The following is a 23688-nucleotide window of genomic DNA, read 5'->3' as shown; positions in this document are numbered from 1 at the left end:
ATGCACGGTGATGCGGATGTCGCCGGTATAGGTGTGGGCGAGCACGAGCCTGAGCAGCCCGTCCGTCTCCGTCACGTAGATGTTGTCCGTCGCCTCCATGGCGACATCGTCGCCAGCCGCGTCGAGGGTGAGCGCGGGCGAACCACGCGAACTGTCGATCTCGAGATCGTTGCCCGACGAGCCGATGCTTGCTCCGGCGCCGTTGGCGTCGAGATCGACGGTCTGGCCGAGCACGTTGGCAAGGTTGTCGCCGAGGCCGTTGTTGCGTGCGTCGCGGATCGAGCCGTCGACGGTGCGCAGGCTGACATTGTCGATCGACCAGACGGTATCGACCTCCATCGGGCCGGTCAGCTCGTCGAGGAAGATGCCGCCATGGGACGTGATCGACGCGTTGTTGTCGAAGGCGTTGAGGACGCCGGACCCGTTGTTGCGGTCGACATTGATTTCCAGGAAGTCGCCCGCCAGTCCGATGCCGCCGGTGGACGGGTTCTGAACGCCGGTCGGGACGGACAGGCCGCCCGGCGTCTTGTTCAGGCCGTGCACGCCGAAGATCTCGTCGAGGACGGCATCATTGGAAGCGCCGGTCGCAACGCCTGAATACATCGTGATGTTGACGCCCGTGACGTCCACCGTCGCGGTTCCGTCAGCATCGAGGATCTTGGCGCCGGACCAAAGCGTCACATCGTCCTCGGTCGAATGGATGTGACCGACCAGCATGTCGCCGGCCAGTTCCTGCGCCTTGATGAAGCCGTCGGTGGTCAGGAATATCTGTTCGCCGCCGCCTTCCTCGTCGACCGGAGCGCCGGCAGTCCAGTCCACGTCGCCGAAGACGATGAAGTTCACCGTCGTGGACGACGTCGCCGGCGTCACCGTGATTGGCGTGGTCTTCAGGACCGGATCCATGGTGCCGTAGGAGATGTCCGTGGTCCGATAGCTCCGGTTTTCCTCGCCGGGCAGGTTGTTCGGATAGACGTCGCTGGTCGAGACATGGCCGATGTCGATGTCGTCGCCGGCGCGGACTTCGGCAAAGATATAGGTCGAATCCACCTCGGTCGCCGTGGTGTTGAGCGTGCGGGCGATGAAATCGTAATAGGCCGCGCCGCCGTCCTCGTCCGGGCTCCAATAGCGGAAGTAGGGGCCGGTCCGGTCTTTCGTCGTCGTCAGATCTGGCGGGTCGTAGGTCTGCACAGTCACGCCCGTCAGCGTCGAGGGCGCATTGCCGGCCTTGCTGTCGTTGACCACCACATCGACATCGTCGCCCGCCGTGATCTTCTCGATCTCGACGGTCAGCGGCCCGCTATTGGTCGTGCGGTCATGCAGCGTGATGTCGAGCACGGCGTCGCCGCCGGCTTCGGCCGTCAGCGAGATTTCCTTGAGCTCGACATCGTCCGCGCTTCCGACGGCATGGTTGATGCGCATCAGCTCGACTTCCAGCGCCTTGCGGGCGCGGGTGCTGTCACCCGAACCGAAGGACGCCGCGGTCTGGTCGCCGATGTCGCCGCTTGCCTCGAGTTCGATCGTGTTGGTGCGGATCAGCGCCTCGTCGAAGATCGGCGTCTTGAAGACCGAAGGCTTACCGGCCGTGGTGTCGTTCACCACCTGGTCGCGCTCGTCGGCCCGTATATTGCCGCGTTCGTTGACGATCTGGGTGTGGCCGAAGGTGTTCTCGATCCCGCCCAGCAGGATAATGTCGCTGTGGGGCTCGTTCAGGGCCGTGGTGCCGAAGACCGGCGCCGAAAGCGGATCGATGGGGTGCTCCAGCGCGTGATCCATGTTGAGGATGCGCACCGCGGTTTGCGGGTAGAGCAGGTTCAGGCGGAACTCGAACGTATTGCCGACCGTGCCGGCCGTGTTCGAAGTGTTGTTGCTGGAATCGCCGCCGTCATACGGGATGTCGTCCACCTGCACCTTGACCACCGCGCCACCGTCGATGGTGTCGATATGGTTGATGACCAGATCCCATTCGGATTCGTTGATGATGGTGACGGAATCCCAGCTCCGCTGGCTCTCGATAAGCCCCTCATTGCCCCAGATGACGCCGTCTTCCTCACCGGAAATGGCGCTGGCGAAGAAGGTCGCGTCGCCGGCACGGTCGAAGACGATATCGTCCAGCACGACCTGCTTGTTGCCCGGATCGAAGGCTTCGAGCTGGTCGTTGATCTTCTTGCCCTCGTTGATGCCGAGGAACTTGATGTTCGACAGCGAGCGGATGTAGCCGTCCTTGTCGATGTGCAGATAGGGATTGGGCTCGCCCAGAAGGATGACGTGAGCCTCCCAGAAGATTTCCCGCTTGAGCACGGGGTCGTTCCGGTTGGGCTCGTCGTCCGCCGGGCCGATATAGACGCCGCCCGCGTCGCCGCTCGCGCGATGATTGGCCGCCACGAAGCTGTTGAGCACGTTCACATCGAGATCCGCGGTCTTGATGATCGCTTCCCAATGACCCTCGATCTTGCCGTTTTCCGTCAGGTCCGCCGTGCCGCGAGCGCGCGAGTAGCCGGCGAAGGCATAGAAGCGTGCCTTGGACCGGGCGTTGTTGTCCGTTCCGTCATACTTCGCCTGGATGAGGACCTGCGAATTGCCGACGATGAACGAGCCGTGGTCGAGGATGACGGTGTTGTCGCTGGAAACGCGCGCGTCCGAAGACGCCAGCGCCGCGCCGCCGACGCCGCCGGCGACGGTGTCGGTATAGGCCCGGTTCTTCTGGCGGGTGATCTCCGACTTGATGGCCACGGTGTTGCCGGTCACGTCGGCATTGCCGAGAAGGTGGATCTCGCTGCCCTTGAAGCCCGTTTCGTTGTCAATGAACGAGTCGGCGTTGATATCCGTCCCCGCGCCGAAGCCGCCGCCATAGGCGGTGACCTGGCTGTCGGCGAAATTGTCGACATTGGTCTGGACATTGACGGCACCGCCTGCCGTCAGCTTGCCGTTGACGCTGATCAGCGTTCCGAAATCGAGATCGGAGCTGGCGTCGGCAAGAAGCACGGCAATGCCGCCGCCGCCGTCCGACGAGGCCTGGCTGGTGACGTCGCTGTCCAGCTTCGTCTGTATGGTCAGGTCGGCGATCGCTTCGATGGTGGCGTTGCCGATGGTGATCGTCGAGGTGTTGCTGCCGCTGGCCTCGGCCCCGGCGACACCGACCTGGATGCCGCCGCCGCCGGCGCCGTCGGCCGTGGCGCTCACGCCCATGCGGCTGTTGGTCTCGATGACAACGGTCTCGCCCTTGAGGTGCGCACCGTCGGCGACCGTGAGGTTGGTGGAGACGGTGGACGTCGCGATAGCGGTCGAGTCCTGCACATTGACGCCGCCGCCCGAGCCGCCGGTCGAGGACGCGCTGGCCGTGCCGTCCCCACCGGAGGGAGTCGCGAAGCCGAGCGCGCCGCCGATGCCGTCGAAACTGCCGGAAAGGCCGCTCGAAATGTCAAAGAGCAGTTCCTGGCCCGAAGACGGGCCGCCGTCGCCAAGATCGAGGCCCTCGATGGCAAACTTATGGGTGCCGCCGCTGGTCGCGCCGAGTGCGAAATTGAGGGCCGTGCCGCCCGATGTCTCGGCGAGCTTGAAGGTGTTCGTCGTCGCGTCGCGGACGTAGTAGGTGCGCCCGTCGACCAGCTTGCCGCCGCCGGACAGTTCAAGCGGCTCATCCGCCGCAGCTCGTATTGAGTGCTCCGATGTCGCGCTGCCCTGGAAAAGATTAAGCGGGTTCGGGCCACGAGCCACGTCGTCATCCGGATCCGCCGTGCCCTTCGTGTCGGTATAGCCGAGGGCATCCTGAGAGGTGAGCGCCAGACGGAAATAGTCGGTCGACAGACCGCTGCTGGCGACGAAGACATGCTGGCCTTCGACAATGGTGCCGGCCGGCAGGGCCACCTGGGTGGTGCCGTTGAAGTAAACACCTCCGCCATAGGAGATGCCCGGCCCGTGATAGACCAGTTCCTGGCCCGCGATGAAGCCGTGGCTCTTGATGAATATCCGATTGAGCGCGTCGAAGGCGACGGAGGGGGCGCCGCCCGAATTGGGAATGGTGACCGTGGCGTCGATGAAGTTGCCCGCAAACGCCTTGGCGGGGTTGACGCGGTAGGTGATCGCCGTGCCATCGGCGAAGTTGTGGTTCGCGTAGGTAATCGTGTCGTTGGCGCTGCTTATCGCAGAGCGCGAGACCGTATCGGTGACGAGGTTCTGGCCGATCGCCTGCAACTTGATCGTGTTCTCATCGATCACCAGGACGCGATAGGCCGTTCCGTTGGTAAGCCCGTTGATCGTGTCGGCGCCGCCCGACTGGTAGACGACCACGTCGGCGTTGGCCTGGTTCCATCCGGCCTCGTCCCAGCCGCTGTTGAACTTGTGCCCTTCAACGGTGATCGTGTCGAATTCCGTGTTGACCGCGCCGGAACCAAACACCTCGCCGAGGCTGATGGCGTTGGGGCCGCGAACGATGACGTTGTATTCGCGGCCGCTCGTCAGTCCATTGCCATTTGCGCCGTTGAAGGAAACCTGCGCGCCCGTCGCCAGAAGGTGCGGCAGGCCGAAGTCGATGGTTTCCGTGCTGCCGTTCGCGCTCTGGATGGTGCCGTCGGACACCGGCTGCGCGTCCCCACCATGGCTGGCGCTGAGCTTCAGTTCCTTGCCGGCGGTCACGTTCTCGGAGCTGCCGACGTTGAAAGTCACGGTGCCGGTCGAATGCGCCGTCGGATTGAGGGTCTGGACCGCGACAATTCCGCCGCCTGCCGACTGGGTCGAAGAATCCGCGTCGGTGGTGAGGTTGGCGGTGACGTGGATGTTTCCGCCCAGGCGCATCACGCTGCCGTCGCCGGCGAAATTCACCGTCTGGGTGGTGTTCGTCGTCGCGGTGATCGATCCGGAATCCGCCTGCACGTTGATCGCGCCGCCGCTGGAGGCGCTCATGTTCGTATTCGAGATCGAGGCAGTTTCGGCGAGCACGTTCAGATTGTTCGCGCTGTTGGCCACGCCGCGATCGACATCGCCGGTGAACCCGACCGTGGTCGAACCCGTGGCATCGGCCGTCACCGTTCCGGTGGAAACCGCCACCAGGCCGCCGCCCGCGTTCTGGAGCGTGCCATAGGCCTGATTGGAATGCCTGCCCGAAATGTTGATGTCGCCGCCATCCGAAGTGAGCGACAGGCCGTTGCCGATCGACACGTTCAGCGTCGAGTTGGCGTCGACGTCCACGGTGCCGCCTTGCACCGACGCCAAGCCGCCGCCGGCATTGTCGGCATCGCCGATGGCGCCATAGCCCTGAGCCGTGGTGCGGAACTTGCCGCCAGGCCCGGCGGTTTCGTCGAAGTTGAGTTCGCCCGTGATATTGACGTTGCCGTCGGCGAAGATGCTGCCGCCGCTGCCATTGCTTATTGCGGTCTTCGCCTTGAAGTCGACATCGGTGGTGGAGTCCTTGACCTCCACCGCGGCGCCGCCCACCGAGGAAGCCTTGCCGACGGCATAGCCGTCGAGGTCGGCCTTGAGGTCGAAGTCGCCGCCGCCATTGACGGTGATGTGGACATTGTCACCGATATAGCCGGTCGCCGCGCTCTCGTTCAGCGCCGTCGTCTTGACGGACTGGACGCCCGCGATCAGGGCGAAGCCCACGCCGCTGGCCGCCGAGCGCACGTTCGACGTCAGCCTGGCGTCGGCGTCGATGCCCGCCGCTCCGGAGGTGGTGATGGTCGCGCCCGTCGCATCGCCCGCCTTGCCGATGGCGACGTTGGCCGAGCCATGGTCCTCGGCCCGGCTGTCGAGGCTGGCGATATCGGCGATGCCCGCGCCGCCGCCCGAAGTGGCGACGCCGGTCGCGGTATGGCTGGCCTGGGCGTCGAGCCGGAGGCTCTGCGCGGTCAACGTGCCGCCGCCACCGATGGCCGCCGTGGTGTTGGAGGACACCACGGTCTTCAGCGTCGCGACGTTGAAGTTGATGCCGAGCGCACCGCCGCCCGTGTCGGACGACGGGCTGGCCGTCGTGGTGCCGTTGGCCAGCAGCGTCACAGCGCCGTTCGTCGCCGTCACGGTGGACCGGTCGCCGATGCTGGCCACGGTGTCGTGGCCCGAATTGGCGTTGATGGTGGTTACGTTGCCGGCCGCGATCCCCGCTCCGCTGCCCGCGGTCACGTTGGCGGCGGCGTCGGTGTTGGCCTTCGCGTCGAGCGTAATGGACGTGGCCGAGATGCTGGCGTCATTGCCGATCGCCGCGCGGGTCGAGGAAGGCGACAGGGTGAAGCCGACGATATCGGGATCGTCGTTGATGCCGTCGCCGTTCACGTCTCCGTCGCCCACGACAGCGGTCGCCTTCAGCACGTTGACCGCCACACCGCCCGAGCCCGAGCCGCCGGAAACCGAAGCGTCGGCCAGCGGCTGGCCGGTTTCGGTGCGCGCGGTGGCCGTGAAGCTGCCGCTCAGGGTCACATGGGCCCCATCGCCGACCAGCGCGCCGGTTTCACGGCTTCCGATCGCGACGGGTTCGAGGGAGGTCACGGCCGCGATCAGCCCGCCCGAGCCGGATTCGATGTAAGCCCTGGCCTTGGCCGAGGCTTCCTCGGCCCGCAGGTCCACCGTGGTCGCGCCAAGCGTGGTGTTCTTGCCGATATAGGCCCGCGTCTTGCCGGCCAGCGTCGCCAGCGCGTTCACGTCGCTTACGCCCACGGCAAGGGCCACCGCGACGCCGGTTCCCGTCGCCTCGGCGATGCTGCGCCCGATTGCGTCGACATCCGCCGCGCCCGAGAGCGTGATCTCGGCCCCGTCGCCCGTCGCCTCGTCGAGGTTTCGTCCGATATAGGCTTCGACATTGTTGGTGACGTTCGCCTCCGGCCTCAGCACACTCACTGCGGCCAAGCCCGAAAGCGTGAGCGAGAACAGGTCGGCATCGGCCCGCGCGTCGCCGTCGGCGAAGAGCTTGAGCGTGCCGGCGGACACTTTCGTGCCGTCACCGGCAAAGGCGCGCGTCGTGCCGCCCGCATTCGCGGTCGGCCTGTAGGCGTTGACCGAGACGGCGAGCGAGCCGCTGCCGCCCTCGACGCTCGCGGTGGCGTCGATGTCGGAATAGGCCAGCACGTTGAGCGGCGAATTGGAGACGGTGATATCGGCGTCAGCCGAGCCGCCGGCGTCGATTTCCGCCGGAGCGCCGATGAAGGCCTCGACGATTCCCGTCACATTTGCCGTCGGGGCGATGTCCTGCACCGCCGCGCCCAGGCTCACATTGCCGGCGGTCGAGTGCGCGGTCGCGAGCATCGTCACGCGGTCGCTTCCGTCGACGCCCGCCTTCACGTTGAGGGTCCCCGCGTCGAGATCGACGCCGTCGCGCACATAGGACGACACGCGGCCCGAAACGGTCGCCGTGACTTCGTAGAGCGAGAGTTCGAGGAGCCCTCCGAACCCGCCGCCGTCGACATTCGCGTCGGCTTTCATGAAAGCGTCGGTGAAGACGTTGATCGTGCCCGTCGTGCCGACGTCGACATCCGTCGTCACATTATGCGCGGCATCGGCCGCGTTGGCGCCGATATAGGCTTCGACCACGCCGCTCGACGTGGCGGACGACGTGACGCTGCTGACCGACGCCGCACCCGCCAGGCTGAACGAGAACAGGTCGGACTTCGCCTCCATCTGCGGCGCGGTCGCGGTGACGTTGACGTTGCCGGCATCGACATCCATGCCCTCGCCGATATAGCCGCGCACGGCGCCATTGACGGTCGCGTTCATCCCGACGATGCCGACATCGGCGAGGCCGGAGATGCCGACGTCGAGCAGATCTGGCTTCGCCAGCATGTTACCGTTGGCGGTGATCGAAAGCGTGCCGCCGCCCAGGTCGATCTTGCCGATATCGTCCGACGGCGTGGTCCTTGCGCCAGCGCCCGCATGGGCGTCGACGGTGCCCGAGACGGTGGCGTTCGCGGTCAGGTCCGACACGCCGACGATGCCGGCGATGCTGACCACATTGGTCTCGCCGACCGCGTCGTAGTCGCCGTCGGCCATAATGGTGAGACCCGGCGCCAGAAGGTCGCCGCCCTGCCCGAAGAACGCCCGGGTCATGCCCGTGACCCTGGCGTTGGTCGTCAGGTCGTTCACGGTGACGGACAAGGACGCATTGAGCTTGGAAAGGAGAGCGTTGGCGTTGAGGTCCGACCAGGCGTTGATCGTGACCGGCTCGCCGATGTCGATCACGCCGTCGTCCGAGCCACCCACCGCACGGCCGACCGGTGCGCCGACAAAGGCCTCGACGGTGCCGCCGGCAATCGCCTCCGCATCGCCGAGGCTGATGCCCGCGACGCCGGAGAAGCCGGCAGTGAAGGTCGTTGCGTTGGCGGTGTAGTCGATGCGGTCGGAATTCGAAGAGCCCGCCTGCACTTTCAACCGCTCGGCGCTTATGTCGACGCCGTCGCGGACATAGGCCCGCGTCGCGCCGGCGATTTCCGCCGTCGGCCGGACATAGGAGATGTCGAGACCGAAGGAGCCGGAAACCCCGTGGATTTCAGCGTCCGCCTGCATCGAGGCGTCCGCGATCACATCGACATCGCCGTCGCCGGCGTCGGTGCCGGCGATGATCAGAACCGGGCTCGCGGTGCTCGAGGAGACATTCGCCTCCTGTGCGCCGACGAAGGCTTCGACCTGGCCGGTGACGCGCGACGTTGCGATCAGCGCATTGATCGAGGCGATGCCGGAAATCGTCCCGGCGACGCTGTCGGCGTAGGCCTTCATCGGCCCGGACGGCCCGGTCGCGGCCTTCACCGTCAGATCGTCCGCGGTCAGCGTCGTGCCTTCGCCGACATAGGCGAAGATCGTCGCGCTGTTTTCCGCCGTCGGCATGAAGACCGTGGCGGCGATGCCGAAGGAGCCTGTGCCGCCGTCGGCCTTCGCCGTCGCGCTGCTGTCGCCCTGGGCGAAAATATCGGCGATGCCGGCGGATGTGTCGGTATCGTGGAGCGTGATGTTGACGGCGCCGCCCGGCGACGGCGCGTGCCCGGCGCGGGCGCCGACAAAGGCCTCGGTCTGGCTGTCTATCGTGGCCGTGGCCATCGAGACATTGACCGAAACGCCGCCGCCGAGCGCAACTGTGGTGTTGACGGAGTTCACCGTCTCGTCCGAGATCGCGTCGATGTCGAGATCGCCGGCGTTCACCGTGGCGCGCTCGCCCACATAAGCCAGCGTCTGGGCCGCGATGGTCGCATCGGTCAGCGCGACGTTGACCGACAGGCCGGCCGCGAAGCCGAAACTCGTCGGCGTCGCAGTGGCTGTATGATCGGACTGCGCCTTGATCGTCAGTTCGCCGCCGGTCAGCGTGATCGTCGTCGCATCCGTCGCCGGATTGGCGTTGGCGAGATCGACATTGCCCTTTGGATTGAAGTTGAAGACCAGCGGCGCGCCGCTCACCCGCGTCAGGCTGTGGTTTGCGCCGGTGCCCTGCGACTGCAGGAAGACATCATGCTGGTAGATGGCGTCGCCTGTGTCCTCATCCTCCACATATTCGGCGAGGCGGATCGTGCCGTCGCCGTCGTTGATGACAAGATAGGTCTTGCCGCTCTCGAGGCCACCGATGTCGTCGCCGCCGCCCGAATTGTAGGTGACGAGGTCGCCGGTCTGGAAGCCCGTGTTTCCGATATAGATCGAGTTCGACACCGGCTCGACCCTGTCGCGCTGCTGCTGCGCGCGGTCGCCGACATAGGCCTCCGTCACCCGGTCGACGGAACCGCTCATGATCACGGCATTGCCTGCGCCGCCGAAGGCCAGCGCGACCGAGACGCCGTCGGGCAGCGCATTGGTGGTCGACTTGGCAAGCACGTCCATGGCGGTGGCGTTGATGGAGGTCGCGCCATCGGCATAGGCGCGGGTCGCGCCGCCGATGCTGGCCTCGGCGATGACCACCGAGGCGCCGACGCCGCCGGCGGCCGCCGTGCCGAGGGAGTTCGCGCGCGCTGTATGCGTGCTGTGGGCATCGATCACGACCTTGTTGCCGCTGGCCGTCAGGTTGGCGTTGCGGGCATAGGCCTCGATATTGCTGTCGAGGTTGGTGCGGGTGACCGCGCCGGCCCCGGCGCCGCCGAGCGAGATCGAAATGGAGACGACGTCGGCCTTTGCCTCGACGTCCTGGGTCGCGCTGGCGATGATCGAGAGGTCGTTCGCCCCGCCCGCGATCGCGCTGCTGTCCAGCACCGACGCAAGCACCGCATTGTGAATGTCGTTCTGGGCGATGCCGACGCCGATCGAGAGGCCGAGGAGGCCGCCGGAAATGGCGAGCGACAGCAGTTCGGCATGGGCGTCCGACGTGTCGGTCGCCCTGACGGTCAGCGCCCCGTCGGCCGTGACGGTCGAGTCCTCGTCGATCTTGGCGGTGACGGTCGAGGCGGAGGTGTTGCGCGCCACCGCGCCGGCGCCGGCGGCGGCGATGCCGATCGCCGCCGTGACCGCGACCGATACGGCCGTTGGCTTGGTGGTCAGCGTCGTCTTCGTGTCCGCGTCGACCAGGACGGACCCGGTCTCGGCCGTCACCTTGCTGTTCGAGATCACGGCGCGCACGGTGCTCTTACTGGTGTTCTCCGCAAGGGCGGCCGAAATGGAGAGCGAGCCGCCGCCGATGCCGGCAGCAACCGCAACCGACGCGGCAAGCGCGTCGGCATCGACGGTAAGCGATTCGGTCGCGTCCACCGTAACGTTGTCGGCCGTGACCGATTGGCCCGAGGCCGTGTCGGCATTGGTGATCGCCGCTTCGACGACGCTCGTCACCGTGTTGGAGGTGACCGCCGCGCCGGCCGCGCCGGCGATCGAGCCTCCAGCCGAAGCCGAGATCGAAACGGACACACCAATCCCGTCGACTTCGATATTGGCGCTCGACGTGGCCAGGACAGACAGGTCGCCCTCGACATCGATCGTGCTGTCGTCGATCTTAGCACGCACGGTGCCGTCATAGGTGTTGTCGGCGAAGGTAAGCGCCACCGAGAGGCTCAGCGAGGCATATGCCGATCCGGAAACGGCAAGTGCGGCGCTCAGAACGAAGGTGTCGGTGACGGACGTATCGTTCGCCGCGACGATCAGGTTGCCGGGCGTTTTCACCGTGCTGCCGCCCAGGATCAGCGCTTCGGTGGTGGTCCCGACATAGGTGCTCGCCGTCGCCACGCCCACCGAGGCGGTCACCGCCGCCGTTCCGGAAAGCGCGATCGATACAGCCGCCGCGACCGACGTGGTCACGACGTCGCCGTCCGACGTCGCGGTCACGAGCGTGTCGAGATTGCCGGTCTGGGTGACCGTCGCGCCGCTGATCTTCGCCCGCGTCGCCGAATCGTAATCGATATCCGCCAGCGCCGCCGCGCCGGAAAGGCCCACGGAAGCCGTGCCAGAGGCCGCGATCGAGGCTGCAACCGCAACCGTGACCGTCTCCAGGTCCGCCCGGTCGAGAGCCGTCACCGTCACCCGGTCGGCAGTGATCGTGCCACCGTCGATCTCCGCCGTGGTCTGGTTGGTGAGCGAGGCCGTGGCATTCACGCCCGCGCCCGCGCCGCCCACCGCGAAGGTGCCGCCCACGGCAACCGAAATCGAGGCTGCGACGCCGATCGTGTCGACGTTCAGCCGGTCGGCGCCCTCGACGCTCTGCGCCTTCACTTCAACGAGGTCGCCTGTGGTTATCGTCGAATTTGCGATGCTCGCGCTGACCGCGTTCTCGACCGAGACATCCGCCGTGACGACGGAGACCGCGACCGACACGCCTCCGGTGCCGCCGAAGGAACCGGCGATCGCCGCCGCCACCGCGACCGTCGAGACATCCATCGTGCCATAGGCGTTGACCCGCACGATGCCGCCATCCGTGATCGTCGAGCCGGTGATGTTCGCCGCGGTGGTGCCGCCCACGGTCGCGTCGGCCAGGACCACCGAGCCCGCCGCCGCCACGCCCACCGTCGAGCCGCCGCCGATGCTGATCGAGGCCGCGACCACCACGGTATCGATCTCGGTATCGCTGCGCGCCGTCACCGCGACCGTGCCCGGCGACGCCAGGTTCGCCGCCAGGATCGATGCAAGCACAGCCGTCGTCATATCGAGGGTGGATTTGACCACCGAGATGCCGAGCGCGACGCCCGCGCTCGACCCGACAGCCGCGCTGATGGAGGCTGCGACGCCCACCGTGTCGATGTCGGCCCGGTCGCTCGCGGTCACCGTCACGGTGCCGAGGTCGGTGACCGTGCCGGCGCCGAGGATCGCCGAGACGGAATTGCCCATCGTGGTCGTGACTTCGACGCCCGAACCGGCGGCGCCCACCGCCACGCTGCCGCCGCCCGCAACGCTTACCGCCGCAGCGACCGCGACCGAGTTGATCTCGGCCTCGTTGGTCGCCGTCACGAGGACGGGACCGCCGGCAGCTACGGAATCCGAGTCCAGAATCGCCTTCAGATCGGTGTTGACTTCGTTGTCCACGATCGAGATCGCCGCACCCGCGGCGATCGAAGCCGAAGACCCGACCGAAATCGCGACCGAAGCGGCAACGCCCACCGCGTCGATACTGGAACTGTCTTCGGCGGTCACCGAGACGCCCGTGCCGCTGGTGATGTCGCCGCCAAGCACATGGGCCGAGACGGTGTTGTTCATGGCGTTGTCGATGACCACCGCGCTCACGGTGACGCTCACCGCGACGCTCGACGAGACGCCCGCCGAGATGCTCGCCGCGACGCCCACGACCGAAATCTCGCCCGAAGCGTCCGCCGACACCGAAACGTTGGAGCCGCTCACATGCGAACCGGCGACCAGCGCTTCCGTCACGCCGGTGCTCTCGTTCATGGCTTCGGTCACCGAGACGGTCACGGCCGCCGAGGCGCCGCCGCTGCCTGCCGCGACGCCCACCGAGGCCGCGACCACGGTCGCCTGCATCTTGGTCCCGGAAACCTCGAGCGGCGCAAACAGATCGATGAGCTGCGCGCCTTTCGTCAGCGTATGACCGCCGTCGAGGCCGGCGCTCGTGAGATCGATGGCATCGCCGTTACTGGCGTCGGAAAGCGTCGCCGCAAGACGGATGCGCCCGTCCTCGGCAGCGATGACGAAATAGGTTTCGCCGTCCTGCAGGCCGCCGATGGCCGGCCGGTCATTGCTTGAGTAGACGACCTGGTCGCCGGTCGTCAGCCCTGCGGCGTCGCCCACATAGATGCTGTCGTCGCCGGTGTCGACGATGGCGAACTGGCGGCCTTCGCCGCCCGGGTCGCCGATCCGCACGGCGGTGCCGGTCTTGGCCTCGCCGGATTCATAGGCCGACAGCGTCTGCGCGCCGCCGTGGCTGTTCGTCGTCAGGTCGATCACCGGGCCGCCATTGGTCGCGGAAAGCTGGATCTTCCCGTCGACCTTGGAGACGACCCAGTAAATGTCGGCCGTATCCTCGATGTCGTCGTCCTCAAGCAGCGACGGCGTGCCGTTATCGTCCGTGACCGTAACGGTGTCGACCAGCCCGCCGATATTCGTGCCCTTGCGCGGGTCGGCGTTGCCGTTGGAATAGACCACCCTGTCGCCCACCTCGAAGCCCGAGGCGTCGCCCACGAAGATCGTGTTCGCGTCGACGTCGACGATCTCCTCGGTCACGCGTGTCGCCAGGTAGCTGCCGGTGCCGTCCTGTTCGACGGCGTCGATGCTGACGATGCCCGCGGCATCGATCGACGAATCCTCGGCCAGGGCCTGGACCACGCCGCTGTAGATGTTCTTGGCGTTGGCGCCCGCTCCGGTGAAGGAGAAGGAGGTGCCGCTGCCGGCCGCCACGGCCACGCTTGCGGCGATGGTCTTGACGATGATGCTGGTGCCGGAAACCGCGTCGATATCGACGAAACCGCCAGCCGTCAGATCGCCGCGAACGATGCCGCCCGTGACGTCGGTGCTCACGTCGTTGCGCGCAATGGCGGTCGCCGCGCTCGCGGTCATGGTGAAGCTGCCGCCGCTCGCGGAGATGCTGATGGAGGCGGAAATATTCAGGGCATCGACCACGGTCAGGTTCGAGGCCTTGACGGTCACGTTGTTCGCCGAGACGCCCTTGTCGAGCGACGGAAGAGCATTGTCGAGACTGTCGCGGATCACGGCTTCGACGGAGCCGGCGACCGTGCTCGTGGCCTGGGCGACCAGGACCGACAGGCCGGCCGACACACCGCTGCCCGATGCGGCGACGGAAATGCTTGCCGCGACGGCGACCACGTTCACCGAGCCCGATGCCGTGGCCATCAGCGACAGATCGCCACCCGCCGCCAGCTTGCTGTTCTCGATGAGGGCCGATGTTTCGGTCGTCACGGTATTGTCCGCGATGGACAGGACCACGTCCAGGGTGACGGCGGCGCCGGACCCCGTGGAGGCGGCGATGTTGGCCGAGGCCGCGATCACCTTCGCATCGACCGTCGCGGCGTTGGTGGCCGCAATATTGGCGGAACCGGTGGTGGTGACGACGGAACCGTTGATCGCGCCGGCCTCGATGACGTTGCCAATGGTGTTGAAGGCAAGCGCACCGGTGCCCTGCCCGCCGAGCGTGAAGCTGCCGCCCACGGAAACGGAGACCGAGGCTGCGACCGCCACCACGTCGATCTCGGCGGTGGAGCTTGCGCCCGCCGTGAAGCTGGCGCCGGAAACGGTGGCGTTGTCGACCACGGCGCGGGTGGTGTTGTTGATTTCGTTCACCGCGACGGACGCCGTCACATTGACGCCGACGGACGGGCTGTTGCCCGACGAAATCGTCGCGCTGATGGTTGCGGAGACGATGTCCGCCTTGATCGTGGATTCGTCGCGCGCGGTGAGCGTCACCGCGCCCGGAACCGTAAGGGCGCCATTTTCGATGACGGCCTCGACGGTGCTGGCGGTCAGGTTCACGGCCACCGAGGCGTCGACCGAGACGTTGACAGACGTGCCGCTCGACGAATTCGAAACGGAGACGCCGGCCATCACCGTGACGGCATCGATATCGGCCCGCGACGTAGCCGAGAGCGTTGCCGCACCGGCGCTGGAGGATACATCGACCCCCGAGATCGCGGCGCGGGTGATGCTCGACGCGTCGGCATCGCCGACCACGATATCCTCGGGATCGTCCGCGCCCGGATTGGAGGCGTCGTCCTCTCCAAGGATGATGGTTTCGGCGCCGAGGCCGATCTTGTTGACCGCAACGGCCGCGCCGAGCGAGCCGTTGATCGATGTCCCGCTGGACGCGTTCGAGACGCTCAGCTTGGCGGCGATGGCCGTCGCTTCGATGGTGGCGTCATTGGTGAGCGACCCGTTCTGGGCCGTGATGCTGACCGGCCCGCCCAGGCTGACGGTCGGGGTCAGCCCGTCGGGATCGGCGACCTCCGCGATGGCGTCGTTATCGATGTCGTTGATCGCGACCGCGCCCGTCGCCTGTGCGCTGACCGAACTGCCGCTGGAGGAGGACGAAACCGTCAGCGAGGCTCCGACGGCAAGGGCCTTGATCGTTGCCGAGCTTTCGGCCGAGATCGTCAGGCCGCCGCCGGCGGTCACCTCCGTGGACAGGATCTGCGCTGCCGTGCGCATGGCGATGTCGTTTTCGGTGATCGAAAGGCCGAGGCCGACACCGACATTGGAACCGCTGCCGCCGACCGTGATCGACGCCGATCCGGAACCGGCGGTCGAGGTGATCGTGCTTGTGTCTTTCGCGATCAGCGTGACGCTGCCGCCGGTCGTGACCGTGCCGGCAACCGTCGATCCGTCGACGAGACGCGTACCGATGACGGCTTCCGTCTTGCCGGCGATGAAGTTCCCCGAACCGGACCCGGCGCCTGCAAGCGCCAGCGGACCGCTGTTGGAAGACACGGAGCCGGAAACGGCGAAGGTCGTGGTGGTGATCGTTCCGGTGAACTCGGAGGTCAGCGAAACATTATCGGACTGGGTGATGCTGGCGCCACGCAAGGCTGCGCTGGTGACCGCCGTGATTTCGTTGACCGCAGCGGCCGCGCCAACGGCGATGGCGCCAAGATTGCCGCCCTTCAGGGACACGGCCAGCGCGCCCGAGCCGGCATCGGCCGTCACGCTTGCGGAATTTGTCGCCGTGAGCGTCACGTCGCCGGTCGCTGTCACGCTGCCGCCGATAATTTCGGCGACGGTGTCAGCCTTCACATAGTTGCCTGAGCCGGAACCGGCGCCGCCGAACGCGCTGCCGCCGCTCGTCGACGCCGCGGCCGAGCCCGCGATGGTCAGTGCATCGATGACGGCACTGTTGTCGGCCGTGGCTGACACGTTGGCGGCCGAGATGGAGGTGTCCGTCGCCGTCGCCGAAATCGTCTGCGTGATGTCGTTGACCGCGACCGACGCACCCACTGAGCCCGCCGTCGTGCCGTTGTTGGTCGAGATCGTAATGGCGACCCCGCCGGAATCCGCGGTGATCGCCGAATCGTCGCTTGCGTCAAGCGTCAGGTCGCCGGTGGTCGAGACGCTGCTGCCCGCGCCGATATCGGCCCGCGCTTCCGTCTCCACCATGTTCACGGTCACCGCGCCGGCGCCGGAGAAGTTGACGGAACTCTTCTTGCCGGAGCTGGACGAACTGGTGCCGATCACCCCGGCGACCGCGATCGTCACCGCGTCGATGTCGACATTGGAGTGGGAATCCAGACCGACTCCGCCCCCGGCCGCGTTCAGCGTGTTGCCGCCGAGCGCGCTCGCCCACACGAAATTGTCGACCTCGTTGACGGTGACCGAGCCGGTGATGCCGGCGTCGCCGCCACCGAGGGTAATCGCCAGGCCGCCCGTGACGTTGGTCAGGTTGGTTTCGCCGGCGCCACGCAGCAGGATTCCCTGTGCCGCGTTGGCCCCGGTGTTGGCCGGATTGACCGCGACGCCATTGCCGATGGTGGCCTTGGTCTCGCCCTTCAGGACCGCGACGCCGACCGAGGCCGCGATCCCCACCTTGGTGCCGCCGCCGGAACTGCTGCTGCCGCCGGAGCCGCCGCCCTGGCCGCTATTGTCGCTGCCCAGCGAACCGGACGCCGCGATGGCCAGCAGGAACACGTCTCCGTAGCTGGTCGCGGTAACGGCAAGGCCGCGGACGGATTCCGTGCCCTGATTGCCGTCGGCGTCGAAGAGACCGTCGTTCACCGAGGCGGTCTTGCCTCCGAGCGCGGTAATCGTGGACCCTGCGCCCACCGTCGCGGTGGTCTGGTCGAGATCGACCAGGATGCCGATGGAAACGCCGACCGCCGATCCGCTCAGCGAGAGGCCGAGCGTACCCGCATAGCTTTCGATCACCGTCTTGCTGTCTGCCGCGACGACGACCGAACCGTCGGCATCGATCGCGGTTGTGCCGGTGGTGGACGCAGCATCCTCCGGGTCGCGTCCGACCAGCGCCCGTGTCGTGGTATCGTTGACGAGCACATTGAGCCCGCCGGCGCCCGAAGTGCTGTTGCCTGCCCCGGCATTGACGGTGAGCTGGAAAAAGTCCTCCGACGAGGTGGCGTCGACGACGACATTGCCGCCGGCGGCGACCGTGGTCGCCGCACCGTTCCGCGTCTCGACCAGCGCCTCGGTCGTTTCGGTCAGCACGGTGACGTCGAGGCCGATGCCGACGCCGCTGCCGCTCTTTTGCCCAGTGCCGATGGTTACCGCGATGCTGCCCGCGAAATCGATGACGCTCACGTCGCTCGACGCCGTCACCGAGACGTCGCCTGCCGTGGCTGTGACCGTCGCGCCGGAACCTATGCTCGACCGGGTGGTCACGTCGAAGACGTTGATGACCGCCGAGCCCGCGCCTGTATCGCCGCCCGTGCCGATGGCCGCGCCGATCGCCAGATTGGTGACGTCGACGCCCGTGTCCACCGCCTTGACGAAGGGCGAGACGATCTCGAGCGGCTTGAACGTGGTCGCGGCGCTTACGCCGATATTGCCGCCATCCGCCGTAACCGTGGCGTCGCTGCCGATCGTGGCCAGCGTCTCGACATCGAGAACGCCGATGGTGACCGCTGCGCCAACCGTCGTGTCGGAACCGCCGCCGCCATTGCCGCCGGCGATCCTCAGCGCGCCGCCGCCGGCGATGTTCTGCATACCGATATCTTGGCGCGCGGTAACCGTGACGTCGCCCGTCAGCGCGGTGACGGTCGCACCGTCCGCGATGCTGGCGCTCACCGTGTTCGGGTCGCTAGTTGCCGGTGAACCGAGCACGCTGAAGGCGACCGCGCCGGCGATGCCGAGGCTCGATTTGTCGCCGCCGCTTCCCTGGCCGCCGCCGAGGCCACCCTGGGTGGAACCGCCGCCGCTGCTCTGCTGCGAGCCGGCTCCCGAAAGAGCCAGCGCCTTGAACGTGTTCGTCTCGCCGGCGCTGGTGCCGGCCTCGACGGCCACCGATCCTGCCGTCGTGGTGCCGTCGCCGAGCCGGGCCGTGGTGTCCATCAGCGCGACGTTGAACGCCACCGCGGCGCTCACATTGTTGGATGCGGACGAGCCCTTGGTGAAGGCGACGCTCACCGCCTCCGCCTGCGCGTCGGCGTCGCTGATCGCCTTGACCGACAGGTCGCCGCTGGCATCGATCGTCACATCGTCCGCGATCTCCGCCGCGACCTTGGACACGATCACCGTGCCGCCGATCGACGCCGCAATCCGCAGCACGCCGCCGGATGTCTGCGTGCCCGCCTGATTGGCGTTGGCGTTGCCCTGCCCGCCGGGATTCGTCGTCTGGTTCTGCGATGTCTGGTTGGCGCTCGCCACCTGGGTCTGCGGGGTCGGCTCGGTCAGGCTGGAATTCGTCCTGGCGTTCAGGAAGCTGGTCTGCGAGCCCGTCTGGTTCTGCGCGGTCTGGCCACCGCTGTTGGCGTTCTTTTCGCCCTCGGCGCTGCCCGTCGCGAGCACCGTCGAGGTGATCGTGCCCTTGGCTTCGACCTTCACGTCGTCGGCAACCGCCGTGCCTGTCGAGACGCTGCGCTCGAGCCGCGCGCCGACATCGTCCTCGGTCCAGCCGAGCGCGATGGCCGCGCCGACGCCCGTACCGCCAGAACCGGTCACTTCGGCATTGGCTTCGGTCGTCTGGCTGACCACATTGTCCGCCGTGATCGTCAGGTCGCCCTCGATTTCGAGCGCCCCAAGACCCGCCAGCACCCGCGCATCGGTGTGGTTGTCGGAAACTCCGAGCGCGATGGCGCCGCCGGCCGAGGTGCCGCCCTGGCCAGCGCCCGCGCCGGCGGTCGCCAGCGTGATCAAACCGTGGCCGGCGCTGGCGCTGACCGCAAGGTCGTTCGCCGTTACCGTGGCCGAGCCGTTGATTTCGGCTAGCGTGTCGTAGCCGGCATAGCCGACGGCGAAAGAGAGGCCGACGCCGGTGGTCGCGCCGGTCGCCGCGGTCGCCGGAAACGCCCGCGTGAGCGTATAGGCCGTTGTCGCGGCCTTGACGGCCGATGCGCCGATATCCGTATCGGCATCGTCGCCGTCCCGAGCGGTGATGGCCGCGCCGTCGCCGAAAATAGCGCTGGTTTCGCCCTCGGCGACGTTGATCGCCACCGAACCCGCCACGCCGATCTTGCCCTTGCTGGCGCCCGATTTCGCGGTCGCGTCGGCCGAATGGCTGGTTTCGGTCAGCTTATGGCCGTCCCCGGTGCCGGACGAGGTGATGTCGATCGCCTCGCCCTTCAGGGCCTTGGCGCGATCTTCGGCGAGCTTGATGTTTCCGTCGCCGTCGACGATGGCGAAATAGGTGGTGCCGTTGGTCAGGCCGCCAATGTCGGTATTGCCGCCGCCACCGTTGGAATAGACGACCTCGTCGCCGGTCACCACGCCGGGAGACGCAAACCGCGCCGCATCGGGGTCGAAGGTGATGTCATCGTCTTCGGCGGTCTCGGTGCGCTGGAGCTTGTGTGAATTGCCGGAGCCGAGGCTGGTCAGGTCGATTGCCTCGCCGTCGTCGGCCTTCTGCGCGGTTTCGGCGAGTTGGATCAGACCTTTCTCGCCCTTGATGACGTAATATTCAGTACCGCTGGTCAGTCCGCCGATGCTGCCGCCGCCACCGTTGGAATAGGTGACTTTCTCGCCAGTCTCGAGACCGGGCTGCTCGCCGACGAAGATGGTGTCGGCGTCGAGATCGATGGTCGAAAGCGCCTCGATCTCGCGTTCGGCCATCCCTGCCTCGACGGTGACGCCGTCGCCGGTCACGGCGGCATGTTCGATCAGGGCATGGTTCTGGCTGTCCGAGGCGTTGACCGCAACGGCCGCACCGATGGCGGTGGCGTTCGAAGTGGTCACCGACTTGCCGTCGGCGGTCGCCGCGGCATCGTGATTAGCGAGACTCTTGACGGTGACGCCACCTTGTGCGGCAACGGTGATCGGCGTGCCAACGGTGCCGCCGATGACCGCACGCGAGGACGTATCCTGCGCGATATTGATGCCGATGGCCGCCGCCACGCTGAGCGGACCGGACGACGTGCTGGTGCCCGGCGCCGTTGCGTTCGAGCCGCTGGCGTTGTTGGCGCCCGCGACCTGGGTGTCGGTCTGGCTCTGGGTGGTGCTGCTGCCGTTGTCGCCCTCCTGCTTGGCGCCGGTGGCGCTGGCCTTGGAATCGGCGCGGCTGGCCGCCCGGCTGGTCGCCGAGACGAGGACCGCCCCGCCCGCCGTGACGCTGCGCGCCAGATCGGCGAGCAAACTGCCCTGCACGATCGTCAGCGCAAGGCTTGCGCCGACCGCCGCTTTGCTACCCTTGGCCGCACCGGTGGCGATGGAGGCCGCCTCATTGTCGTGTTCGGCGGTGACGGTCAGGTCACCGGTAACCGTAAGTGCCGGCCCGGCCAGAATGTCGGCGCTCGTGTCGTTGAGCGCGACCGTGGTCGCAACGACCGGAGTGACGGCCGTGCCGCCCGTCGTGCCGCCTTCGGCCGTGGAAATAACCGCATGCTCCCCCTTCGCCGAAACGGTGACGTCGACCGCACCGGTGACCGCGCCTGAAATGCGGGCGAGCGTATCGTTGTCGCCGACACCGATCGCCACGGAGGCGCCGATGCCGGTCGAGTTGCCCGCACCGTCGACGGAGGCCTTGGCGGAGGTCTCGATGGCGGTGGAGGCCTGCGCCGAAACCGTCAGGTTGGCGCCGTTCAGGGTGATGTTCGCGCCGCTCTCGATCAGCGCCTCGGTGGTGGCGGTGACGATGCCGATGGCGAGCGAGCCGGCAAAGCCGGTCTTGCCGCCGTCGCCGACGCCGGACGTGGCTTCGGTCTTATAGACGCTGCCGGCATCGAGGGTCGCGGTCAGGATCACGTTCGGGGTGGTGAAACTGCCGGTGCCGCCGAGCGAAACCCGCGTTTCGGGCGTGATATAGCTGATCGCCACGGCGACACCGACGCCGGTGCCGCCCGCGGGCGGCGGGTCCTGGGCTTCGCCGGTGTTGGACCCGTCGGCGCTGGACGTGATCGTGTCGGAGGTCGTCGCCGTCAGCGTGACGTCGCCGGAACTCGCGATCGAGCCCGACGTGTTGCTGGAGATTTCCGTGACTGGCTTATAGACCGTCACAGCGACCGCGCCCGCAAATTTGACGGAGCCCTCGGCCGTCTTCGCATCGTTGCTGGCGAGTTGCTGCTCGGATTCGTTGGTGCCGTCGGCGCTCTCGTCGCCGCCACCCTTGGTCGAGATCGCCGAGGTCGTGATGGTGCTGGTGGTGGTCGCGGTGAGCGCGACGGAAGTCGGTGTGGTGGTGGCGCCGATCGAGGCGGCATCGCCGAGCTTCACGCCAGTGGCCGCGACGACCACCGTCGCGGCAACCGTCGCGCCAGCTCCGCCCTGCGTTCCGTCGGCGACGTTCTCAATCTCGAAAGTCGAAGCGGCATCGGCGCTGACCGCGCCGGCTGCATTGATCGTGCTGATCCCGTAGATGCCGATTTCGGACTTGGAAATCAGCGTCGTCACCGCGATCGCAGCGTCCACCTTGGCCTCGGTGTCGCTCGAATCCGCGGCATCGGCCGCCGCGACGGTGACGTTGACCGCCGTGCCGAGATCGATCTTGCCGGTGGCCGAGACATGGGCACCGGATGCGCCATCACCGGCAACGCCGAAGGTGATCGTCGCCTTGGGCAGCCCAAGCACGATAGCGCCGCCGATGCTTCCGATCTGGCCCTGGCTGGGCGTGAGCGAGGAGGTCGCGGTCGCGCTCATCACCACGTCGCCCGCCGTTGCGGACACATCGCCCTTGACGTTTATGGTGGCGTGCGGCGCGGCCAGATAGACGCCTTCGGTGAGTTCCGTCGGAATCAGGCCGTTGCCATCGCCGGCGGCCTCGAAGTTGACGGAGGTGCCGGAAACAGACGCGCCAGCGTCTACGTTGATTTCCTCGGCCTTGAAATGGATCGCTCCCGCGGTCAGGGAGCCGGCCACGATGATGTTGTCGAGCCCGTCCTCGCCGTCGACCGTCAGACTTGCGCCGCCGAGATCGATGGTGCCCTGGAAGGTGATCGCATCACCCTGGATGAAATTGATGAGGCCAAGCGCCACATCCGTCTGGCCGACATATTCGTTGAGAAGTGGAAACAGGCCCTGATCGTTGCCAAGCCTGATCGTGACGGAAGTGGTCGGAATTGCGAAGGTGGCCTGCTCGAAGGTCGAGACGACGCTTTGCGATGCAACCGTCACGGTCGAGCCGTTCATCGTTACCAGGGCATCGTCGGAATTGCCGCTGAGATCCACGGTCACATTCGCCGCGTTACCGAGATCGACCGGCTCCAGGCCGGCATATGTCAGCACCTTGCCATCGCGCGTGATGGTGCCGGAATTTGCGTCAAAGGCCTTGTAGACAACCGTGTCGGAATTACCTTCCAGCGCCAGGCTGTCGAAGCCGCCAGCGCCACCGTCGATGACGCCGCTTATGGCGCCGCCCGCGGAAACGACAAAGGTGTCCTCGTTGTCGGCCGAACCCCGAAGGTTCTCGACCTCAACGAAGGACACCCCTGAAACACTGCCCGAATCCTGTCCGGTTATGCTCCAGGTGGTGTTTGCGGGCGGACCGGTCACCGCATCGCCGCCTGCGCCGCCGCTCAGCAGTATCTTGCCGGCGAGCGCCGTCTCGAAGCCGCCATGGACGAAGGTGTCGTCACCCGCGCCGGCATCGACGGTCAGCGTGACGTCCGGATGCAGGAAATTGTAGGTGAGCGCGCCGCCGGCGCCGATCGCGTCGATGCTCGAGACGCCGTCTCCCACCGTGCCGTTGTCGCCGATCCTGAGCGTCTGGCCCTGCCCTGTCGCATCCCGGAAGATGCGGTTGCCGGCCGCATTCGTGTCCGAGACCGTGCCGACGCCGGTGAAGCCGATCGTCTGCGCCCCGGCCGCGCCGTTGACCGTGACGGCCCCGGCACCGTCGCCGGTCATCGTCACGGTGACGTCCGTGACGTCGCCGCCCGACAGCGCCAGTACATCGTCGCCGTCGCCGCCTTCGAAGTCGATTTCGATCCCTTGCAGGAACTCCTTGGCGAAGTCCACCGTCAGCCGATCGTTCGCGGCCGTGCCGACCACCTGGATGAAATTGATGTCCTGCGCGCTGCGGCTGTCGATCAGCGTACCGGTCCGGTCGTCGAAAACCTGAACCGTCTGAATAAGATTGTCGTACTTCAGGGAATAATGAGCGCCGCTGGCGTCGCCCGTCATGTCGATCCGGAAGGGAATGATGTCCGCCGAGAGCAGAAACCGCGGCTCCAGCGGCTCGAGCCTGAGACCGGGCAGATGACTGGTGGCGGAGTGCGGTTTCCGGCTCGCCTTGCGCTTCCTGCCCCAGCCGAGCAACCGCGCCCACAC

The 23688-nt window shown here is 66.9% G+C and carries 1 protein-coding gene (only partly in view); it reads right to left on the bottom strand.

Features of this window, described 5'->3' with window-relative positions:
- Positions 1-23688, bottom strand: the 5' portion of a protein-coding gene (locus FGU64_RS02010) for an LEPR-XLL domain-containing protein (RefSeq protein ID WP_180375611.1). The gene continues 12006 nt to the left of window position 1, outside the view; only the first 23688 of its 35694 coding nucleotides appear in the window; its start codon is at positions 23686-23688; the stop codon falls past the left edge of the window.

It is taken from the genome of Mesorhizobium sp. 8, assembly GCF_006351905.1.
GTDB classification, from domain to species: domain Bacteria; phylum Pseudomonadota; class Alphaproteobacteria; order Rhizobiales; family Rhizobiaceae; genus Mesorhizobium; species Mesorhizobium composti.
This window is presented reverse-complemented; position numbering and strand designations above follow the sequence as displayed.